Source organism: Sphingomonas endolithica, assembly GCF_025231525.1.
Classification (GTDB): Bacteria; Pseudomonadota; Alphaproteobacteria; order Sphingomonadales; family Sphingomonadaceae; genus Sphingomonas; species Sphingomonas endolithica.
Map to the genome: position 1 here is coordinate 729,989 of NZ_CP103057.1, position 15,980 is coordinate 745,968.

Below are 15,980 nucleotides of genomic sequence, written 5' to 3' on the forward strand. Positions count from 1 at the left end.
ATATGGCACGCCCATTTTTCCGCCGCCGCAAGTCCTGCCCGTTTTCGGCCAAGGACGCCCCACGGATCGATTACAAAGACGTCCGGTTGCTGCAGGGCTTCGTGTCCGAGCGCGGCAAGATCGTCCCGAGCCGCATCACTTCGGTGAGCGGCAAGAAGCAGCGCGAACTCGCCCAGGCGATCAAGCGCGCCCGTCATCTGGGCCTGCTGCCCTATATCGTTAAGTAAGGAAGGACTGACCCATGCAAGTCATCCTGCTTGAGCGCGTCGAGAAGCTCGGCGCCATCGGCGACGTCGTCACCGTGAAGGACGGGTTCGCCCGCAACTTCCTGCTGCCGAACAAGAAGGCGCTTCGTTCCAACGAAGCCAACCGTAAGGTGTTCGAAAAGAACCGCGAATCGATCGTGGCGACCAACGCGGCACGCCGCGGTGAAGCCGAGATCGAGGCCAAGACCATCGACGGCATCACGCTGACGTTGATCCGACAGGCATCGAACACCGGCCAGCTGTACGGCTCGGTCGCGGTGCGCGATCTGCTCGACCTGCTTGAGACCGAGGGCCACAAGGTGCCCAAGTCGTCGATCGTGCTCAACAAGCCGATCAAGGCGATCGGCCTGTACGAAGTCAAGGTCGCGTTGCATCCTGAAGTGTCGGTGACCGTTAAGGTCAACGTCGCGCGTTCGCCGGAGGAAGCAGAAATGCAGGCTTCGGGCGTGAACGTGATGGAAGCGATGTTCGAAAAGGACGAAGCGGGCTTCGTCGAGGATTACGATCCCAACGCCGAGCCTGGTGCGACTGCCGAAGTATCGTCGAACGACGATGCGCCGGCCGAGCGCGACGAGGCAACGACCGAAGGCTGATCCGTTCAGCACGCGATTGTCAAAGAAAAGGCCCGTCCGGAGCGATCCGGGCGGGCCTTTTTCTTGTTCGGCTTTTTGTCGGCTTGGGGCCCTTGGGAGCCCGCTCAGCTCACGGGCAGGTGAGGCAGGCGCCGATAACGGCGGTCAAGGGGATCAGCGCGAATAAGAGGGGGAGTATCTGCTTCATGATAGTTCGCTTTTCGTGAACTGAGGACCTGACGCTAGAATGCGCGACAGGCGAAAAGGTTTCCAGAAGGTGAACGGCACCCAAGGCCCGCAGCCGCAATCACTTCCGGCCGAACAGTTTCTCCACGTCGCCCATCTGCAGCTTCACCCAGGTCGGACGACCGTGATTGCACTGTCCCGAATGTGGCGTGACTTCCATCTCACGCAGCAACGCGTTCATCTCGGCGACCGACAGCACGCGCCCTGCCCTGACCGAGCCGTGGCATGCCATCGTGCCGGCTACCGCGTCGAGCCGTTCCTTTAGCGATAGCGCTTCATCGAACGCGGCAAGTTCGTCGGCCAGATCGGTGACCAGCCCGAGAACATCGCTCTGCCCGAGCAAGGCGGGCACCGCGCGCACCAGCATCGCGCGCGGGCCGAAGCGTTCGAGGTCCAGCCCGAACTCGCTCAATTCGGCGGCGCGGCCTTCGAGGCGATCGCAGGCTGGTTCGTCGAGCTCGATCACTTCCGGCAGCAACAGCGCCTGGGCCGCAACGCCGCCCGTCGCCATCGCCTTGCGCATGCGTTCCAGCACCAATCGCTCATGCGCGGCGTGCTGATCGACCAGCACGAGCCCATCTTCGGCCTCGGCGACGATATAGGTCTTGGCGACTTGGCCCCGAGCAACGCCGAGCGGATGGGAGATCGTTTCCGGCGGGGGAGCGTAGGACGGTTCGGCACGGCCTTGTGGGCCCGGGGTGATGAAGGTTTGGCGACGGTCGAACACCGAGTGCTGCCGCTCCCACAAACTCAGCCCCTCCCCTTCAGCGGAGGGGTAAGGGGTGGGGGATGTCTCATCGAAAGCGATGCCTGCATAGGCCGCACTGCCCCACCCCAACCCCTCCCCTGCAGGAGAGGGGCTTTCTTGTGTCCAGGCCGCCATCGCATCCTCGGCCGGCCGCTGCACGCTGCGATGGCCCGCTTCATCGAGCGCGCGGCGTAGCCCGCTGACGATCAACCCGCGGACCATTGCCGGTTCGCGAAACCGCACCTCGGTCTTGGCCGGGTGTACGTTCACATCCACCGCGTCGGCCGGCACCTGCAGAAACAGCGCGACCATGGCGTGCCGATCACGCGGCATCATCTCGGCATAGGCGCCGCGGATCGCGCCGATCAGCAGGCGGTCCTTCACCGGACGCCCGTTGACGAACAGATATTGATGGTCGGCCACGCCGCGATTGAACGTCGGCAGCCCGGCAACGCCGCCGAGGTGCAAGCCCTCGCGTTCGAGGTCGATCGGCACGCCATTGTCGATCATGCCGCGATCGGTAAGTGCGGCCACGCGCGCCGGCAGCGTGTCGCCGCCCGCCACCTGCAAGGCACGGCGCCCGTCATGCTCGACCGAAAAGGCGATGTCGGGCCGCGCCATGGCGAGCCGCTTCACGACATCCAGGCAGGCGGCATATTCGGCGCGCGGGCTGCGCAGGAACTTGCGCCGTGCCGGCACCCGCTCGAACAATCCCTCCACCCGCACCCGCGTACCCGTCGGCACGCCCGCCGGGCCTTCCGAAACCAGGATGCCGTTATCGATCAGGCGCGACCACCCTTCCGCATCCCGCACACGGCTCTCCAGCATCATGCGGGCGACGCTGGCGATCGACGGCAATGCCTCGCCGCGAAAGCCCAATGTCGTGACCTGTTCGATGGCCCCATCCCGCAACAGATGGTCGGGGAGCTTGGAGGTGGCATGCCGCTCCAGCGCCAGCGCCATATCGGCGGGCGTCATGCCGCAGCCGTCATCGATCACTTCCAGCAGATCGACGCCGCCCCCGCCAAGGCGCACGTCGACCCGGCTCGCGCCGGCGTCGATCGCGTTTTCCACCAGCTCCTTCAACGCGCTGGCTGGTCGTTCCACCACTTCACCGGCAGCGATGCGATTGACGAGATGTTCGGGCAGGCGCCGTATTGACATAGGTCAGCCTCTAGACCAAGCGACGGCATCCCGCGACCTACATCTACTCGGTAAAACTGAGCGTGGAAATTCCCGCTCAGGGCCGACCGAATACGATGCGGATACCGCGGCATGTGACAGGAACTGCCGACCCGAACGGGCGGCCAAATACGGGACGACCCATGGCCTTCTTCTCGCGCTTCTTCCGTTTGATGTCGCACGACATGGCCATCGATCTGGGTACCGCCAATACCGTCGTCTATCTCCGCGGGCGCGGTATCGTGCTGAACGAGCCTTCGGTCGTCGCGGTGGAGACGCTGAACGGCGTAAAGCGCGTCAAGGCGGTCGGCGAAGACGCCAAGCTGATGATGGGCAAGACGCCTGACAGCATCCAGGCGATCCGCCCGTTGCGCGACGGCGTCATCGCCGACATCGATGTCGCCGAGCAGATGATCAAGCATTTCATCCACAAGGTGCATGGCGGGCAACGCCGCTTCCTGCGCTGGCCGCAGATCGTGATCTGCGTGCCCTCGGGATCGACGTCGGTCGAACGCCGCGCTATCCGCGATGCGGCGCAGAATGCCGGCGCCAGCCAGGTCTGGCTGATCGAGGAACCGATGGCCGCCGCGATCGGCGCCGATATGCCGGTGACGGAGCCGATCGGCTCGATGGTCGTCGATATCGGCGGCGGTACGACCGAAGTGGCGGTGCTCAGCCTGCGCGGTCTCGCCTACACCACATCGGTCCGCGTTGGCGGCGACAAGATGGACGAGGCGATCGTCTCCTATGTACGCCGCAACCACAATCTGCTGATCGGCGATGCGACGGCCGAGCGGATCAAGCAGGAAGTGGGCGTCGCCAAGCCGCCGGCGGACGGCATCGGCCTCACCATCCACGTCAAGGGCCGCGACCTGGTCAATGGCGTGCCCAAGGAGATCCAGATTAACCAGGGCCAGATCGCGGAGGCGCTCAGCGAACCGGTTGGCCAGATCGTCGAGGGCGTGCGTATCGCGCTCGAGAATACCGCGCCGGAGCTCGCCGCCGACATCGTCGATCAGGGCATCGTGTTGACCGGTGGTGGAGCGCTGCTCAAGGGTATCGACGAGGTGCTGCGCGACGAAACCGGTCTGCCGGTGACGATCGCCGACGATCCGTTGATCTGCGTGGCGCTCGGCACCGGTCGCGCGCTCGAGGATCCGGTATATCGCGGTGTCCTGCACAGCGCCTGAGTGGAACGGACTAGATGACGTTGCCGGTCGGCATTCGCCGGCCGGTGCGACCCCGGGGGAATGATGGCGCCGTCTCGAAACCGTCGCGCGGGTTTTTCGCGACGCGCGCAATACGGCCTTTTCATGGGCTATGTGATCGCCATTGCCGGTGCTTTGGTGGCGGCGGTGTTGCTTGCGCTTGCCACACTCAACCCGCCGGCCTTCGCCGCCTTCCGCGCTGCGCTGGCCGAGATCACCACGCCAATCTCCACGGGAATGGCCGGCATCGGCCGCGGCATCGCATCGGCGCCGTCGGCCATATCCGAGCATTTCCTAGTCAAGTCGCGCAATGCCGAACTGCGCAAGGAATTGCAGGACGCACAATCCCTGCTGCAGCGGGCGCGGACCCTCACCTACGACAATCGTCGCCTGAAGGCCTTGCTGCGGCTGCGCGAGCGCGCCGCCACGCCGATCGTGGCTGCCCGCTTGGTCAGTTCCTCCATGTCGAGCACGCGCCGCGTCGCCATCCTGAACGCCGGATCCTGGCAGAACGTGCGCGTCGGCCAGCCGGTGAGCGGGCCCGAGGGCCTGATCGGCCGCATCCTGGAAACTGGCCCAAACACTGCACGCGTGTTGCTGCTGACCGATCCCGAAAGCATCGTGCCTGTACGCCGCACGCGCGACGGGCTGGCCGCTTTGGTATCGGGTCGCGGCGACGGCATGCTCGATATCCGCTCGGCCAATCTGGCCAATGTCGCGTTCAAGGCTGGTGACGTGTTCGTAACATCGGGCACCGGTGGTATCTATCCACCCGACATCACCGTTGCACGTATCATGCGCCATGGGCGTGACACCGCGTTGGCGCGTCCCTTTGCGCAACCCGACACGCTCGATTTCGCGCTCGTCCAGCAAGCCTATATGCCCGCCCCGCCGCCCGCCGCTCCGCCGGTCACGCAGCCGTGAGCGCACCGGTCCGCGGACCGTTCGACGAAGCGCCGCCACGCAGCGTTTCCGTTGCCCTACCGGCAGCCTCGGTCATGCTGGGCTCGCTGGTCACGATCGTACCGGTGGTTGCGCACTTCCCGATCCTGCCGCCGTTCGGCCTGCTGGTCCTGCTTGGCTGGCGGTTACGGCGCACCGACATCTTTCCGATCTGGGCTGCCTTGCCGCTTGGCTTCTTCGACGATCTGGTCAGCGGGCAGCCGCTCGGCAGCGCGATGCTGCTCTGGACCTTGTGCTTCTTCATGATCGACCTGATCGATCAGCGCCTAGTGTTCCGCGATTTCTGGCAGGACTGGCTGATCGCGGCGGGCGCCGTTGGTTTCTGCCTGATCGCCGGACGCCTGTTCGCCACGCCGATCGGGGCGCACGTCGATACGATGCTGCTGCTGCAGGCGGTGATATCTGTCCTGCTGTTCCCGCTCGTGTCGCAGCTATGTGCATGGCTTGATGGGAAGCGCGAAGGCGCATAGATCGCCCCATGCGGATCACCACCGAGGCATCGCAATCTTACAGTTTCACCCGCCGCGCGATCATGCTCGGCGGGGCGCAGGGCGTGGTCGGCTTGCTGCTCGCCGGGCGCATGGCGTGGCTCGCGGTGGCGGAAAACGAACGCTATCGCCTGTTGTCGGAAAGCAACCGGGTCAACATGACGTTGATCCCACCGCGCCGCGGCTGGATAGTCGATCGGCATGGCGCGCCGATCGCCAACAACCGCACCGATTTCCGCGTCGATATTATTCCGGACCGGCTGGATGCCAAAGACAAGGACAGGGTCCTGGCGCTGCTGAAATCCATCCTGCGCCTGCCGCCAGAGGAAATGGTGCGGGTCGCGACCGACCTCAAACATGCCGCCGGCTTCCAGCCGGTTCAGGTGGCGGAAAATCTCGATTGGGAGCGGTTTGCGGCGGTCAGCGTACGCTTGCCAGAATTGCCCGGCGTAGCGCCGACGCGCGGCTTCTCGCGCCATTATCCTGCGGCCTCCGCGGTGGCGCATCTGACCGGCTATGTCGGCGCCGCATCGGCCGCCCAGTATCAGAAGACCAAGGACCAGCTGATGGTCACCCCGGGCTTCAAGCTCGGCAAGGACGGGCTCGAAAAGACGCTGGAGAAGCAATTGCGCGGCGATCCCGGCGCCAAGCGGGTCGAGGTAACCGCGCGCGGCAAATTGGTGCGCGAGCTCGAAACCAAGCCCGATGCACCGGGCCAGACGATCCGATTGACGATCGATGCGGGCCTGCAGGAATACACCGCACGGCGGCTGGGCACCAATAGCGGCTCGGCAGTGATGATCGACTGCGAGACCGGCGACATCCTCGCCATGGTATCGGTGCCTGCCTACGATCCGAACAGCTTTTCGGACGGGATCAGCCATCTCGAATGGAAGATGCTCTCCGACGACGATCACGTGCCGCTGATGAACAAGACGCTTCAGGGACTTTATCCGCCGGGCTCGACGGTCAAGCCGATGAACGCGCTGGCATTGCTGCATGCCGGCGTCGATCCGCACGCCAGGGTCAATTGCTCGGGTGCGATGCGGGTCGGCACCGGCGTGTTCCACTGCCACAAACGCGGCGGGCATGGGGCGCTCGATATGAAGAATGCCGTGATGCAGAGCTGCGACATCTATTTCTACGAGATGATCCGCCGCGTCGGCTATGATGCCATCGCGCCGATCGCGCGCGAGGTCGGGCTGGGCCAGAAGTTCGACCTGCCGTTCGATTCGCAGCGTTACGGCACCGTGCCCGACAGCGCCTGGAAGCTGAAGAAGTACAAGAACGCCTGGACCGTGGCCGACGGTCTCAATGCCTCGATCGGCCAGGGCTATGTCTTGGCCAATCCGTTCCAGCTGGCCGTGATGACGGCGCGGATCGGATCGGGGCTGCTGTTGAAGCCTCGTTTGGTGATGAACGGGAAACCGCCGCCCGCCCAGCCCCTGTCGACCACGCCCGAACAACTCGCGATCGTGCGCGATGCGATGTTCGGCGTGATCAACCAGGGCGGCACGGGTGGCCGCGCCCGGTTGCTCGTGCCCGGAGTTGCCATGGCCGGCAAGACGGGTACCGCGCAGGTGCGCCGCATCACCATGGCGGAGCGTGCTGGCGGCGTGCTCAAGAACGGGCAGTTGCCGTTCAAGATGCGCGATCACGCGCTGCTGGTAGCGTTCGCTCCGGCGGACAAGCCGAAATACGCGCTGGCCGTGGTGCTCGAACATAACGGCCATACTGTCGCCAATCTCGATACGCCGCTCACCGGGCGCGATATCATGACCTATATGTTCGACCGAGACCGGGCGCTGAAGTCGCTGGCAGAGATCGAGCCGACCTGGGGCGGCGACATCGCCGCGCGCAGTGCCGCCCAGTCCGCCGCCTACCGCGCCGCGGCGAGCGCACCGCCGCCCGTCGTCGCGGCAGCGACCGAGACCAACGCCACCGCTCCCACTGCGGCTCCCGCGGTCGAGGCAGCGACCGACGCTGCCAATGCCAATGCCGAGGCTTTGGCGCACGATGCCGCGACCGGAAACGGCGTGGCCCAGATCACCGGATCGCCGGAGCGCGAACAATGAACGGCCTCAGCTTCGTCCCAGCACCGCTGGCACAACTGCCCTGGCGCGTGATCCTGCTCGTCACCGCGATCGGCTGCTTCGGCCTGGTCGTGCTCTACTCCGCCGCCGGCGGGTCGGTGCGGCCTTGGGCGCTCAGCCAGGGCATCCGCTTCTTCGTCCTGCTCTGCGGCGCCATCGCGCTGTCGCGGCTGCGCGAATCGATCTGGGGCACGATCGCGCTGCCGATCTATGGCGGGTTGGTCATCGCCCTCATCCTGGTCGAACTGCTGGGGGCGGTCAGCGGCGGCAGCCAGCGCTGGCTGGATCTCGGGCTGATCCGGCTCCAGCCCTCCGAATTTATGAAGCCGTTCATCGTGCTCGCCTGCGCCAAATTCTACGACATGTTGCCGCCCAACGAGACCCGGCGCTTCGGGGCAATCTGGCCGGCTGCGCTGTTGATCGGTTTCCCCGCCGCCCTGGTGATGCTGCAGCCCGATCTCGGCACCGCGCTGATGATCTGCGCGGGCGGGGTAACGGTGGTGTTCCTGGCCGGCGTCCCGCTACGGCTGTTCATCGGTGGCGCGCTGGCCATGGGAGCGGCCATCCCGGTCGCGATCAATTTCGTGCTGCACGATTATCAGCGCAATCGCATTCTGATCTTCCTCGACCCCGAAAGCGACCCGCTCGGCACCGGCTATCATATCAGCCAGTCGAAGATCGCGATCGGATCGGGCGGCGTGTTCGGCAAGGGCTTCCTCAACGGCACGCAGAGCCATCTGGATTACCTGCCCGAGGGCCATACCGACTTCGCGCTGGCGACGATGATGGAGGAATGGGGCCTTGTCGGTGGCGTGGCAGTGATCATCGCCTTCTTCTGCCTGATCTTCTGGGGCATCAACGTCGCGCTCAACGCACAGACCCGGTTCGGCAAACTGACCGCGGCGGGCCTGTCGGCCACGATCTTCTTCTACGTCGCCATCAACATGTCGATGGTGATGGGTCTCGCCCCCGTCGTCGGCATCCCCCTGCCCTTCATCAGCTTCGGCAGCTCGGCGCAGCTGACCGTTTTGCTCTGCCTGGGCATCCTGATGTCGATCGATCGGCAGAACCGCCAGACGAGCGGCTGGTAATCTGCAAAAAGGGTTTGCATTCCCCGGGCACGATGCTAGTTCGCGCCCTCCCTGTTCGCGGCGGTGCCTCCAACGCACCTTCGATGTCGCCCACGGATATGGACGCATAGCTCAGTTGGTAGAGCAGCTGACTCTTAATCAGCGGGTCCTTGGTTCGAGCCCAAGTGCGTCCACCATCACTTTCAGTCACGGCGTAATGCCCAGGCCGGCGCAGCGCGGCTGGCGCGGAGTGATTGTGCCAACACCGTCAGCACGGCGATGGCAGTTGCGACGATGCTCGCTGCGATGAAGTAAAGCGGCGACAGCGCGATCGGGTCGTCGAACCCCGCCAGCCACGTCCGCATCGCGACAAATGCCAGCGGCCAGGCAATGACGTTGGCGATCAGCACCGGGCGCAGGAACTGCCCGACCAGCAACGTCACGATGTCGCGCGCCGATGCGCCCAGCACTTTGCGGATGCCGATCTCCTTCACCCGCCGTGCGGTGTTGAATGAGGCCAGCCCCCACAGCCCGACACAGCCGATCATCACCGCCAACCCCGCGCCGATCGCGAACAATCGTGTGGCGCGGTCGTCTGCGACATAGAATTCGGCGAGCCGCTGGTCCGCCGTGCCCCCGACGAACGGCACCTGCGGCACCATCCGCTGCCACACGCCGCGTACTGCCGCCAACATCGCCCGGGGATCGCCGGTGAACCGTATCGATGCCACCGCCGCGTCCAGCGCCTCCGGTCGGCGGCTATAGATGTAGTAGGTCGCGCTATGCGGTTGGCGCGGACTGAAGAACCGCATGTCGTCGACCACCCCGATGATCGTGCGCGGTCGGTCGCCGCCCACCGTCTTACCGATCGCATCGTCCGGCGAAGCGAAGCCGAGCGTCGGCACGGCACGACGATTGATGACGATCGCGGTCGGCATACCCTTGCCGCCCACGTCCCCATCGTCGGCGCGGTGCGCCTCGTCGAAGAAACGGCCGGCGACCAGGCGGCTGCCATAGACCTGGAAGAAACGCGGCCCCACGACGATCCAGCGCAATGACGGGCCTGGGCCGGCAACGCCGGGCAGCGGCACGTTATCGCTACTGTCGTTGCCGCTACCGCCGGCCGCGCTGTTGCCCAGTGCAACCCCGGTCACCCCCGGCAAGGCGCGGATCGCGTCCGCCACCGCGCGCCGGCGCGCGGCGGGAAGGAGGCTGTCGGCGAACGAGCGCACCACCAGCAATCCATCGCGTTGGAACCCGAGATCGGCCTGCCGCACGTGTCGCGTTTGCACGACGAGCACGCAGGTGCCGATGATGAAGGCGATGGCGAGCCCGAACTGGAACACCACCAGCGCCTCGCGCGTGCGGGTGCCGGCACGCCCACCGCCCGGGGCGCGGGCCGAGGACAGCACTGCCGCTGCCGGAAAGCGCGACAGCAGCAATGCCGGATAGGAGCCGGCCGTCACCCCGACAATCACGACCAGCACGATCAAGGCCAGTGCGACGATCGCATAGGGGATCGTCAGCGAGAGCCCGCCCGCCGCGTTGACCAGCGGCAGGCTCAGTTCCGCCAACATCAAACCGAGGATCGCGGCGAGCGCGACGGTCAGCACCGCTTCACCCAGGAACTGGCGGATCAGCGCGCGGCGATCCGCCCCCAGCACCTTGCGCATCGCCACCTCGCGGGCGCGCAGCCCCGCCCGAGCGGTGGCGAGGTTCACGTAATTGACGATCGCGATCAGCAACGTCAGCACCCCGACCAGGCCCAGCGTCACAACGGTCATCTTTTGGCTAGCGCTCTGTTTGCCCTGCGGCTCGAGGTGCATGTCGGCAATCGGCAGCAGTGCCAGCTGCTGGGTTTTCGACGCGTCCTTGCCCATATCCTTCAACCCGCGACGATCGACGAACGGGTCGAGCTTTTGCTCGAAGGCATGCGCCGCACTGGCCGTGGGGAAGCGGAGGAACGTCTGCAGCTGCGAACTGCCCCAATGATACCAATTCTCGCTTGGCGGCGTCCTGGGCAACGGGATCAGGATCGACAGCTTGAAATCGCTGTTCTTGGGCAGGTCGCGGAACACGCCAGCGACACGATAGACATTGGCACTATCCATGGCGACGGTCAGGTTCTGGCCGATCGGGTCGCTTGATCCGAAATACTTGCGGGCGGCGCTCTCGCTGATGATCGTGCTGGCGGGATCGCGCAGCGCACGCCGTGCGTCCCCGCGCGTCAGCGGCAGATCGATCACCTCGAAAAAGGATGGGTCGACTTGCGCCACGTCGTCCCTAGTGGCGACGCCGCCGCGCACCACGCTACCTGCCCCCTCCCCACCGCGCACCCGGGTACCGACGGTGCCGGGGAAATCCTCGCGCATCTGGTCGAGCAGCCCGCCCATCGTGAACGGATAGGCGCCGTTGAACGGGCTCCCCGGCAGGTTCCACACCGTCTGCACGACGTAGATCTCGTCATGGCGCGGCAGCCACTTTTCGTAGCTGGTCTCGAAGCGCACGTAGAGCGACAGGACGAGGAACACGGCAATGCCCACGGCCAGCCCCCCGATGTTGAGCGCGGCGTAAAGCTTGTGGCGGGCAAGCGAGCGATACAGGGTGAGGAGCGCGAAGCGGTTCATTGGCTGAAATCCGTTTGGGCAAGACGCGTGGTTGGCGGCGCGCGCGTTCAGAGTGCGCGGGCGACCGAGGCGACGATGCGGCCGTCGAGCATGTCGATGCGGCGCCGCGCCATGTCGGCGTGCGAGGGCGAGTGCGTGACCATCACGATCGTCGCTCCTTCCTGGTTGAGGCCGGTCAGGATGTTCATCACCTGCGCGCCGTTCTCGCTATCCAGATTGCCGGTCGGCTCGTCCGCCAGGATCAGCTTCGGGTCGCCGACGATCGCGCGGGCGATGGCGGCGCGCTGCTGCTGGCCGCCCGACAATTGGTGCGGATAGTGGCGGGCCCGATGGGCGATGCCGACCTTGTCCATCGCCGCGGTGACGCGCGTGCGCCGGTCGCCCGTCTTGTCCTTTCGATAGGCAAGGCCAAGTTCGACGTTCTCGGCGATGGTCAGCTCGTCGATCAGGTTGAAGCTCTGGAACACGAACCCCAGAGTCTCCCCCCTGAACCGCGCCAGCGCCGCTTCGTCGAGTGCGGCAAGGTCGCGCTCGCCGAACAGATATCTGCCGCCGCTCGGCCGATCGACCGTGCCCAGAGTGTTGAGCAGGGTCGATTTGCCGCACCCCGACGGGCCCATCACGGCAACGAACTCGCCCGCCTCGACATGCAGGTCGATGTCGTGGAGCGCGGTCGTTTCGACCTCATCGGAGACGTAGCGGCGCTGGATATTCTCTAGGCGGATCATGGCGGGCCTTTCAGCGAAGGTTGAGGATGGCGCCCTTCACGGACGCCGTATTGGAGGTGACGAGACGCTCGCCGGGCTGGAGGCCGGACAGGATCTCGACCTGCTCCGGGTTACGGCGGCCGACCGTCACGGCGCGCCGGCGTGCGTGACGCCCGTCGGCATCGATGACGAAAGCGCTGGTCCCGCCGCCCGCATCTAGCCACCCGCCGACCGGCGCGACCAAGGCGGGCGCGGTACTGCCGAGTGTGATGCGGGTGTCGAGCGTCTGACCGCGGTTCAGCCCTGCCGGCGGGCTGCCCTCGAACGTCAGTTCGATGCGGAAACGCCCGTCCTTCACCGCCGGCAGTACCTTGGACACGGTCAGCCGCGCACCATTGATCGACGCCTTTTGACCCAGCGCAACACGACCGAGATAATATTCGTCGACATCGGCCTCCAGCTTCCAAGATCCCTCGCTGTCGATCTGCCCCGCCGGGTCGCCGGGCTTTAGCGTCTGCCCCGGTTGCAGCACGAAGTTGGTCAGCCGCCCACCCGTGGGCGCCCGCACCACCAGTGCATCGAGCCCGGCACGCACCGCTGCCAGATTGCCCGACAGCCGCCCCCGCGTATCGGCAAGCCGCGCCTCCTGCAGCGCGGTGATTCGCGCCTCCGCGGCATTGCCCGATTGCAGCTGGGCGAGGCGCTTCTCCTGATAGGCGGCTTCCTCGACATAGCTGCGCACGCCGGCATCGGAGACGATGCCCTTTGCGTGCAGTTGCTGCCGGATGCCGAGTTCGCGGCGCGCCTTGATCAAATCGTAATTCGCCTGCGCGATCTGGCTGGCACGGTCGAGCCGGTTGCGCTCGATACTGAGATCCTGCCCAGACACGTCGCCGAGCTGTCCCGCAATTTGTGCTTCGCGGGTGAGCACCTCCAGCCGGAGCTCAGGGTTGCCCAAGTGGGCGAGCGGCTGGCCAGCGGCGACCATCGCGCCATCCTGTACCGACAGCGTTTCGACCTGCCCGCCAGACAGCACGCCGACCAGGGTTGTCAGCCGCGGTGCGACGGTCGCACGGACCGGCAGATAATCGGCAAACGGCGCGCGGACCACCGCCCCGGTATCGATATCAGCAACGGCAATATCGGTCGATCCGCTCGCCGGCAGGACGCGCCAAACGACGACGACAGCCAGCACCAATGCGACCGCGACCAGCATCGTGCGATGCCGCCACCATGGCAGCGCCTTCTTCGCCACGCGTCGATCCATGCCCGCGCCGGGAGAAGCTGTTGCGTGTACGGGTCGATCGGTCATCATGGTGCAGTGTCACCCAGGATCGCCGAAATGCCCAAAGCACTAGATTTCAATGACTAAGCGCGACGTAACCGCACCGCCACTGTCCGTGTCCGGACACACTGTCCGGACACGGACAGCTGGCAACGTGTCAAGCGCGGCGATTCTGCTGATCGACGACAATCCCGATGTCGCGCGGGCGATCGCGCTGGCGTTCGACTGCGTCGGCCACGCCGTCGATGTGGCGCATGCGCCGGAGGAAGCCTTCTCGATGCTGGCACAGCGGCACTATGAGGCGATCCTGCTCGATCTCAACTTCACCCAAGGGCAGACCAGTGGCGCCGAGGGCTTTGCCTGCCTGGCGCGTATCGTCGCTGAGGATCCACAGGCTACGGTTGTCGTCATCACCGCGCATAGCGGCATCCGCATTGCCGTTGCGGCGATGCAGGCGGGCGCGCTCGATTTCGTGATCAAGCCGTGGCGGAATGCCGATCTGATCGCGCGGGTAGAGGCCGCGATTGCCAAACGCGCGCGGCACCCGCTTGTCGGCGCCAGCATGCCGGCCCCGCCGCATCGCCTGCTCGGCGACAGTGCGCCAATAGTCGCCGCGCGCGACCTGATCCGCCGGATCGCGCCGACATCTGCAAGCGTCCTGGTTTCTGGCCTAGCCGGCACGGGGCGCAGTCTCGCCGCCGCCCTGATCCATGAGGGCTCGGCTTATGCCGATGATCGCCCGAGCACGATCGACGTCCGCGACGAAGCAGCCTGGCCCCGGGTCGATGCTGCGGTCGGCACGCTGATCCTCCGCCATGTCGATCAGATCGACGCCGTGCGTCAAGCGCGGCTGATCGATCGACTTCCGGACGAGGTGCGCACGATCACCATCGTGGACTTGCCCGAGCGCCTGTCGCCGAGACTGCGCGCCCGGCTCGGCACGATCATCCTGCCGCTGCCGCCACTCGCGGCGCGCGGGGCGGACGCGGTGCTGCTCGCGCGTCATTTCGCCCGTGTCGCGGCCGAACGCCACGGCAAGCCGGTTCCGCCACTCACCGCTTCCGCCGAAGCCCTGATCCTCGCGCACAATCTGCCTGACGAGGTCCGGGGACTGGCCCAGGCGGTCGAACGTGCGGTGCTGCTGGACGATGATGGCGTGATCGATGCCGGCGCACTAGTCCCCAAGCTGGTTCAGGCGATCGCCGCCGCAGCGCCCAGTCCGGTGACGCCGCTCGAATTATCGCTTTCCGGCTCCGAACGGGTGATGATCGAGGCGGCACTGCGCCAGCATCACCACAATGTCAGCCACGCCGCCGCGTCGCTCGGGCTTAGCCGGCAGGCGCTCTATCGGCGGATGACACGCCATGGCCTCTGAGCGCACCCCCAATCTCCACGGCTTCGGCGCGATCGCTGTCGGGGCCGGGCTGGTTGCGATCGGGGCGATCTTGGTGTGGGCGCTGCGCCATGGCTTCTATGGCACGATGCTGGTGGCCGTGTTGGTCGCGGTCTGGTTGACCGCCATGCTGTGGTGGACTGCCGTTCACCCGCGCGACGTGCCGATCGTCTCCGTCAGCACGGATGACAGCGAAGACGAGCGCATCATGCTGCGCGCATTGCTGGATCAGACCCCCGGCGCGCTGCTCGCGATCGATGGCGCGCGCGTTCGTACGCTCAACCGTGCCGCGCGGTCGCTATTTGCCACCGACGATCTGGTGCTGCCCGCCCCACCTTCCCTGCTCTCCCATGATGCGGTGCGACTGCGCCTTGGGGGACGTGGCTGGCGGATCGATCGCGTCGCTGTTCAGGGGCTCGGCGCGCCGCGTACGTTGGTGGCGTTGGTCGACGTCGAGACCGAGGAACATGCCGCCGAAGCACGCGCCACGCGCGACCTGCTGCGCGTGCTCGGCCATGAGGTGATGAACGCGATGGCGCCGATCACCTCGCTCGCCGAAAGCGCACTCGCGGTCATGGCCGTACCTGAACGGCGCGATCGGTTGCTGCCGGAAATCCTCGCCACACTCGCCCGCCGTGCCGATGGCCTGCGCCGCTTTACCGAAGCCTACCGAGAGGTAGCGCGCCTGCCCGACCCCCTGCTCGCCCCTGTCACGCTCGCCGACCTGTTCGCCGATCTCGCCCGATTGTTCGACGCGCAATGGGGGAACCAAGCGACGCTGGTCATAGCCGATCCGGCCGGAGCGATCGCCTCGCTCGATCGCGGCCAGATCGTGCAGGCACTACTGGCTTTGCTACGCAACGGCGTCGAGGCGAGCGGTGCGCAGGGAACCGTGCATTTATCGGCCACAGCATCGGCCGACCGCATCGTCTTCCACGTCACCGATCCCGGCCCCGGCGTCGATCCCACCCACCGCGCCTCGATCTTTACACCGTTCTTTACCACCAAACCCAAAGGCACCGGCATCGGCCTCGCTGCTGCTCGGCAGATCGCACAATCCCACGGCGGCGACGTGACCCTGCGCGCCGTTTCGCCAACGACGTTCGACTTGGCGGTGCCGCAATAGCCAACG

The 15,980-nt window shown here is 66.0% G+C and carries 13 protein-coding genes and 1 tRNA gene; 10 read left to right on the forward strand and 4 right to left on the reverse strand.

Annotation, left to right across the window (positions count from 1 at the left end; all coding sequences use genetic code 11):
- Positions 1 to 2: 2 nt before the first annotated feature.
- Positions 3 to 227: a 30S ribosomal protein S18 gene (gene rpsR / locus NV382_RS03560; RefSeq protein WP_034158365.1), complete on the forward strand. Its 225-nt coding sequence runs from the start codon at positions 3 to 5 to the stop codon at positions 225 to 227.
- Between the two features lie 14 nt (positions 228 to 241).
- Positions 242 to 859 (forward strand): 50S ribosomal protein L9, encoded by a 618-nt coding sequence (rplI, locus tag NV382_RS03565; protein WP_260599165.1) that lies wholly within the window; start codon positions 242 to 244, stop codon positions 857 to 859.
- 286 nt (positions 860 to 1,145) lie between these two features.
- Here the strand turns inward: rplI and mutL are convergent, their stop codons facing one another.
- Complete coding sequence (mutL, locus tag NV382_RS03570) at positions 1,146 to 2,996, reverse strand: DNA mismatch repair endonuclease MutL (RefSeq protein WP_260599166.1); 1,851 nt, start codon at positions 2,994 to 2,996, stop codon at positions 1,146 to 1,148.
- Between the two features lie 161 nt (positions 2,997 to 3,157).
- Here mutL and NV382_RS03575 point away from each other — a divergent pair, with 161 nt between their 5' ends.
- The 6 genes from NV382_RS03575 (at position 3,158) to NV382_RS03600 (ending at position 9,033) form a co-directional block, all read left to right on the forward strand.
- The gene (locus NV382_RS03575; protein ID WP_260599167.1) at positions 3,158 to 4,204 is read left to right on the forward strand and encodes a rod shape-determining protein; all 1,047 of its coding nucleotides are present in this window, start codon (positions 3,158 to 3,160) and stop codon (positions 4,202 to 4,204) included.
- Between the two features lie 123 nt (positions 4,205 to 4,327).
- Entirely contained in the window at positions 4,328 to 5,146 is an 819-nt protein-coding gene (mreC, locus tag NV382_RS03580) for a rod shape-determining protein MreC (RefSeq protein ID WP_312026765.1), read from the forward strand.
- The gene (gene mreD, locus NV382_RS03585) at positions 5,143 to 5,655 is read left to right on the forward strand and encodes a rod shape-determining protein MreD (RefSeq protein WP_260599169.1); all 513 of its coding nucleotides are present in this window, start codon (positions 5,143 to 5,145) and stop codon (positions 5,653 to 5,655) included. Before mreC ends, mreD begins: the two co-directional genes overlap by 4 nt.
- Before the next feature lie 8 nt (positions 5,656 to 5,663).
- The gene (gene mrdA, locus NV382_RS03590; protein ID WP_260599170.1) at positions 5,664 to 7,748 is read left to right on the forward strand and encodes a penicillin-binding protein 2; all 2,085 of its coding nucleotides are present in this window, start codon (positions 5,664 to 5,666) and stop codon (positions 7,746 to 7,748) included.
- Positions 7,745 to 8,857 (forward strand): rod shape-determining protein RodA, encoded by a 1,113-nt coding sequence (gene rodA / locus NV382_RS03595; RefSeq protein WP_260599171.1) that lies wholly within the window; start codon positions 7,745 to 7,747, stop codon positions 8,855 to 8,857. Before mrdA ends, rodA begins: the two co-directional genes overlap by 4 nt.
- 100 nt (positions 8,858 to 8,957) lie before the next feature.
- Positions 8,958 to 9,033, forward strand: a tRNA-Lys gene (locus NV382_RS03600).
- 6 nt (positions 9,034 to 9,039) lie between these two features.
- On the opposite strand, the gene NV382_RS03605 is transcribed toward NV382_RS03600, so the two are convergent.
- The 3 genes from NV382_RS03605 to NV382_RS03615 are packed head-to-tail and all read right to left on the reverse strand — an operon-like array spanning position 9,040 to position 13,425.
- The gene (locus NV382_RS03605) at positions 9,040 to 11,463 is read right to left on the reverse strand and encodes an ABC transporter permease (RefSeq protein WP_260599172.1); all 2,424 of its coding nucleotides are present in this window, start codon (positions 11,461 to 11,463) and stop codon (positions 9,040 to 9,042) included.
- A gap of 47 nt (positions 11,464 to 11,510) precedes the next feature.
- Positions 11,511 to 12,191 carry an ABC transporter ATP-binding protein gene (locus NV382_RS03610; RefSeq protein ID WP_260599173.1) on the reverse strand — a complete coding sequence of 227 codons (681 nt, stop codon included), beginning with the start codon at positions 12,189 to 12,191 and terminating at the stop codon, positions 11,511 to 11,513.
- A gap of 10 nt (positions 12,192 to 12,201) precedes the next feature.
- Entirely contained in the window at positions 12,202 to 13,425 is a 1,224-nt protein-coding gene (locus tag NV382_RS03615) for an efflux RND transporter periplasmic adaptor subunit (protein ID WP_260599174.1), read from the reverse strand.
- 184 nt (positions 13,426 to 13,609) lie between these two features.
- Here NV382_RS03615 and NV382_RS03620 point away from each other — a divergent pair, with 184 nt between their 5' ends.
- Complete coding sequence (locus NV382_RS03620) at positions 13,610 to 14,830, forward strand: sigma-54-dependent transcriptional regulator (RefSeq protein ID WP_260599175.1); 1,221 nt, start codon at positions 13,610 to 13,612, stop codon at positions 14,828 to 14,830.
- Positions 14,820 to 15,974 carry a sensor histidine kinase gene (locus tag NV382_RS03625; protein WP_260599176.1) on the forward strand — a complete coding sequence of 385 codons (1,155 nt, stop codon included), beginning with the start codon at positions 14,820 to 14,822 and terminating at the stop codon, positions 15,972 to 15,974. The genes NV382_RS03620 and NV382_RS03625 overlap by 11 nt, the downstream gene beginning before the upstream one ends.
- Positions 15,975 to 15,980: the final 6 nt, after the last annotated feature.

Bases quoted from the DNA above. Each gene is read 5' to 3' on its own strand.
- rpsR (WP_034158365.1), top strand. From the start codon at position 3: ATGGCACGCCCATTTTTCCGCCGCCGCAAGTCCTGCCCGTTTTCGGCC.
- rplI (WP_260599165.1), top strand. From the start codon at position 242: ATGCAAGTCATCCTGCTTGAGCGCGTCGAGAAGCTCGGCGCCATCGGC.
- mutL (WP_260599166.1), bottom strand. From the start codon at position 2,996: ATGTCAATACGGCGCCTGCCCGAACATCTCGTCAATCGCATCGCTGCC.
- NV382_RS03575 (WP_260599167.1), top strand. From the start codon at position 3,158: ATGGCCTTCTTCTCGCGCTTCTTCCGTTTGATGTCGCACGACATGGCC.
- mreC (WP_312026765.1), top strand. From the start codon at position 4,328: ATGGGCTATGTGATCGCCATTGCCGGTGCTTTGGTGGCGGCGGTGTTG.
- mrdA (WP_260599170.1), top strand. From the start codon at position 5,664: ATGCGGATCACCACCGAGGCATCGCAATCTTACAGTTTCACCCGCCGC.
- rodA (WP_260599171.1), top strand. From the start codon at position 7,745: ATGAACGGCCTCAGCTTCGTCCCAGCACCGCTGGCACAACTGCCCTGG.
- NV382_RS03605 (WP_260599172.1), bottom strand. From the start codon at position 11,463: ATGAACCGCTTCGCGCTCCTCACCCTGTATCGCTCGCTTGCCCGCCAC.
- NV382_RS03610 (WP_260599173.1), bottom strand. From the start codon at position 12,191: ATGATCCGCCTAGAGAATATCCAGCGCCGCTACGTCTCCGATGAGGTC.
- NV382_RS03625 (WP_260599176.1), top strand. From the start codon at position 14,820: ATGGCCTCTGAGCGCACCCCCAATCTCCACGGCTTCGGCGCGATCGCT.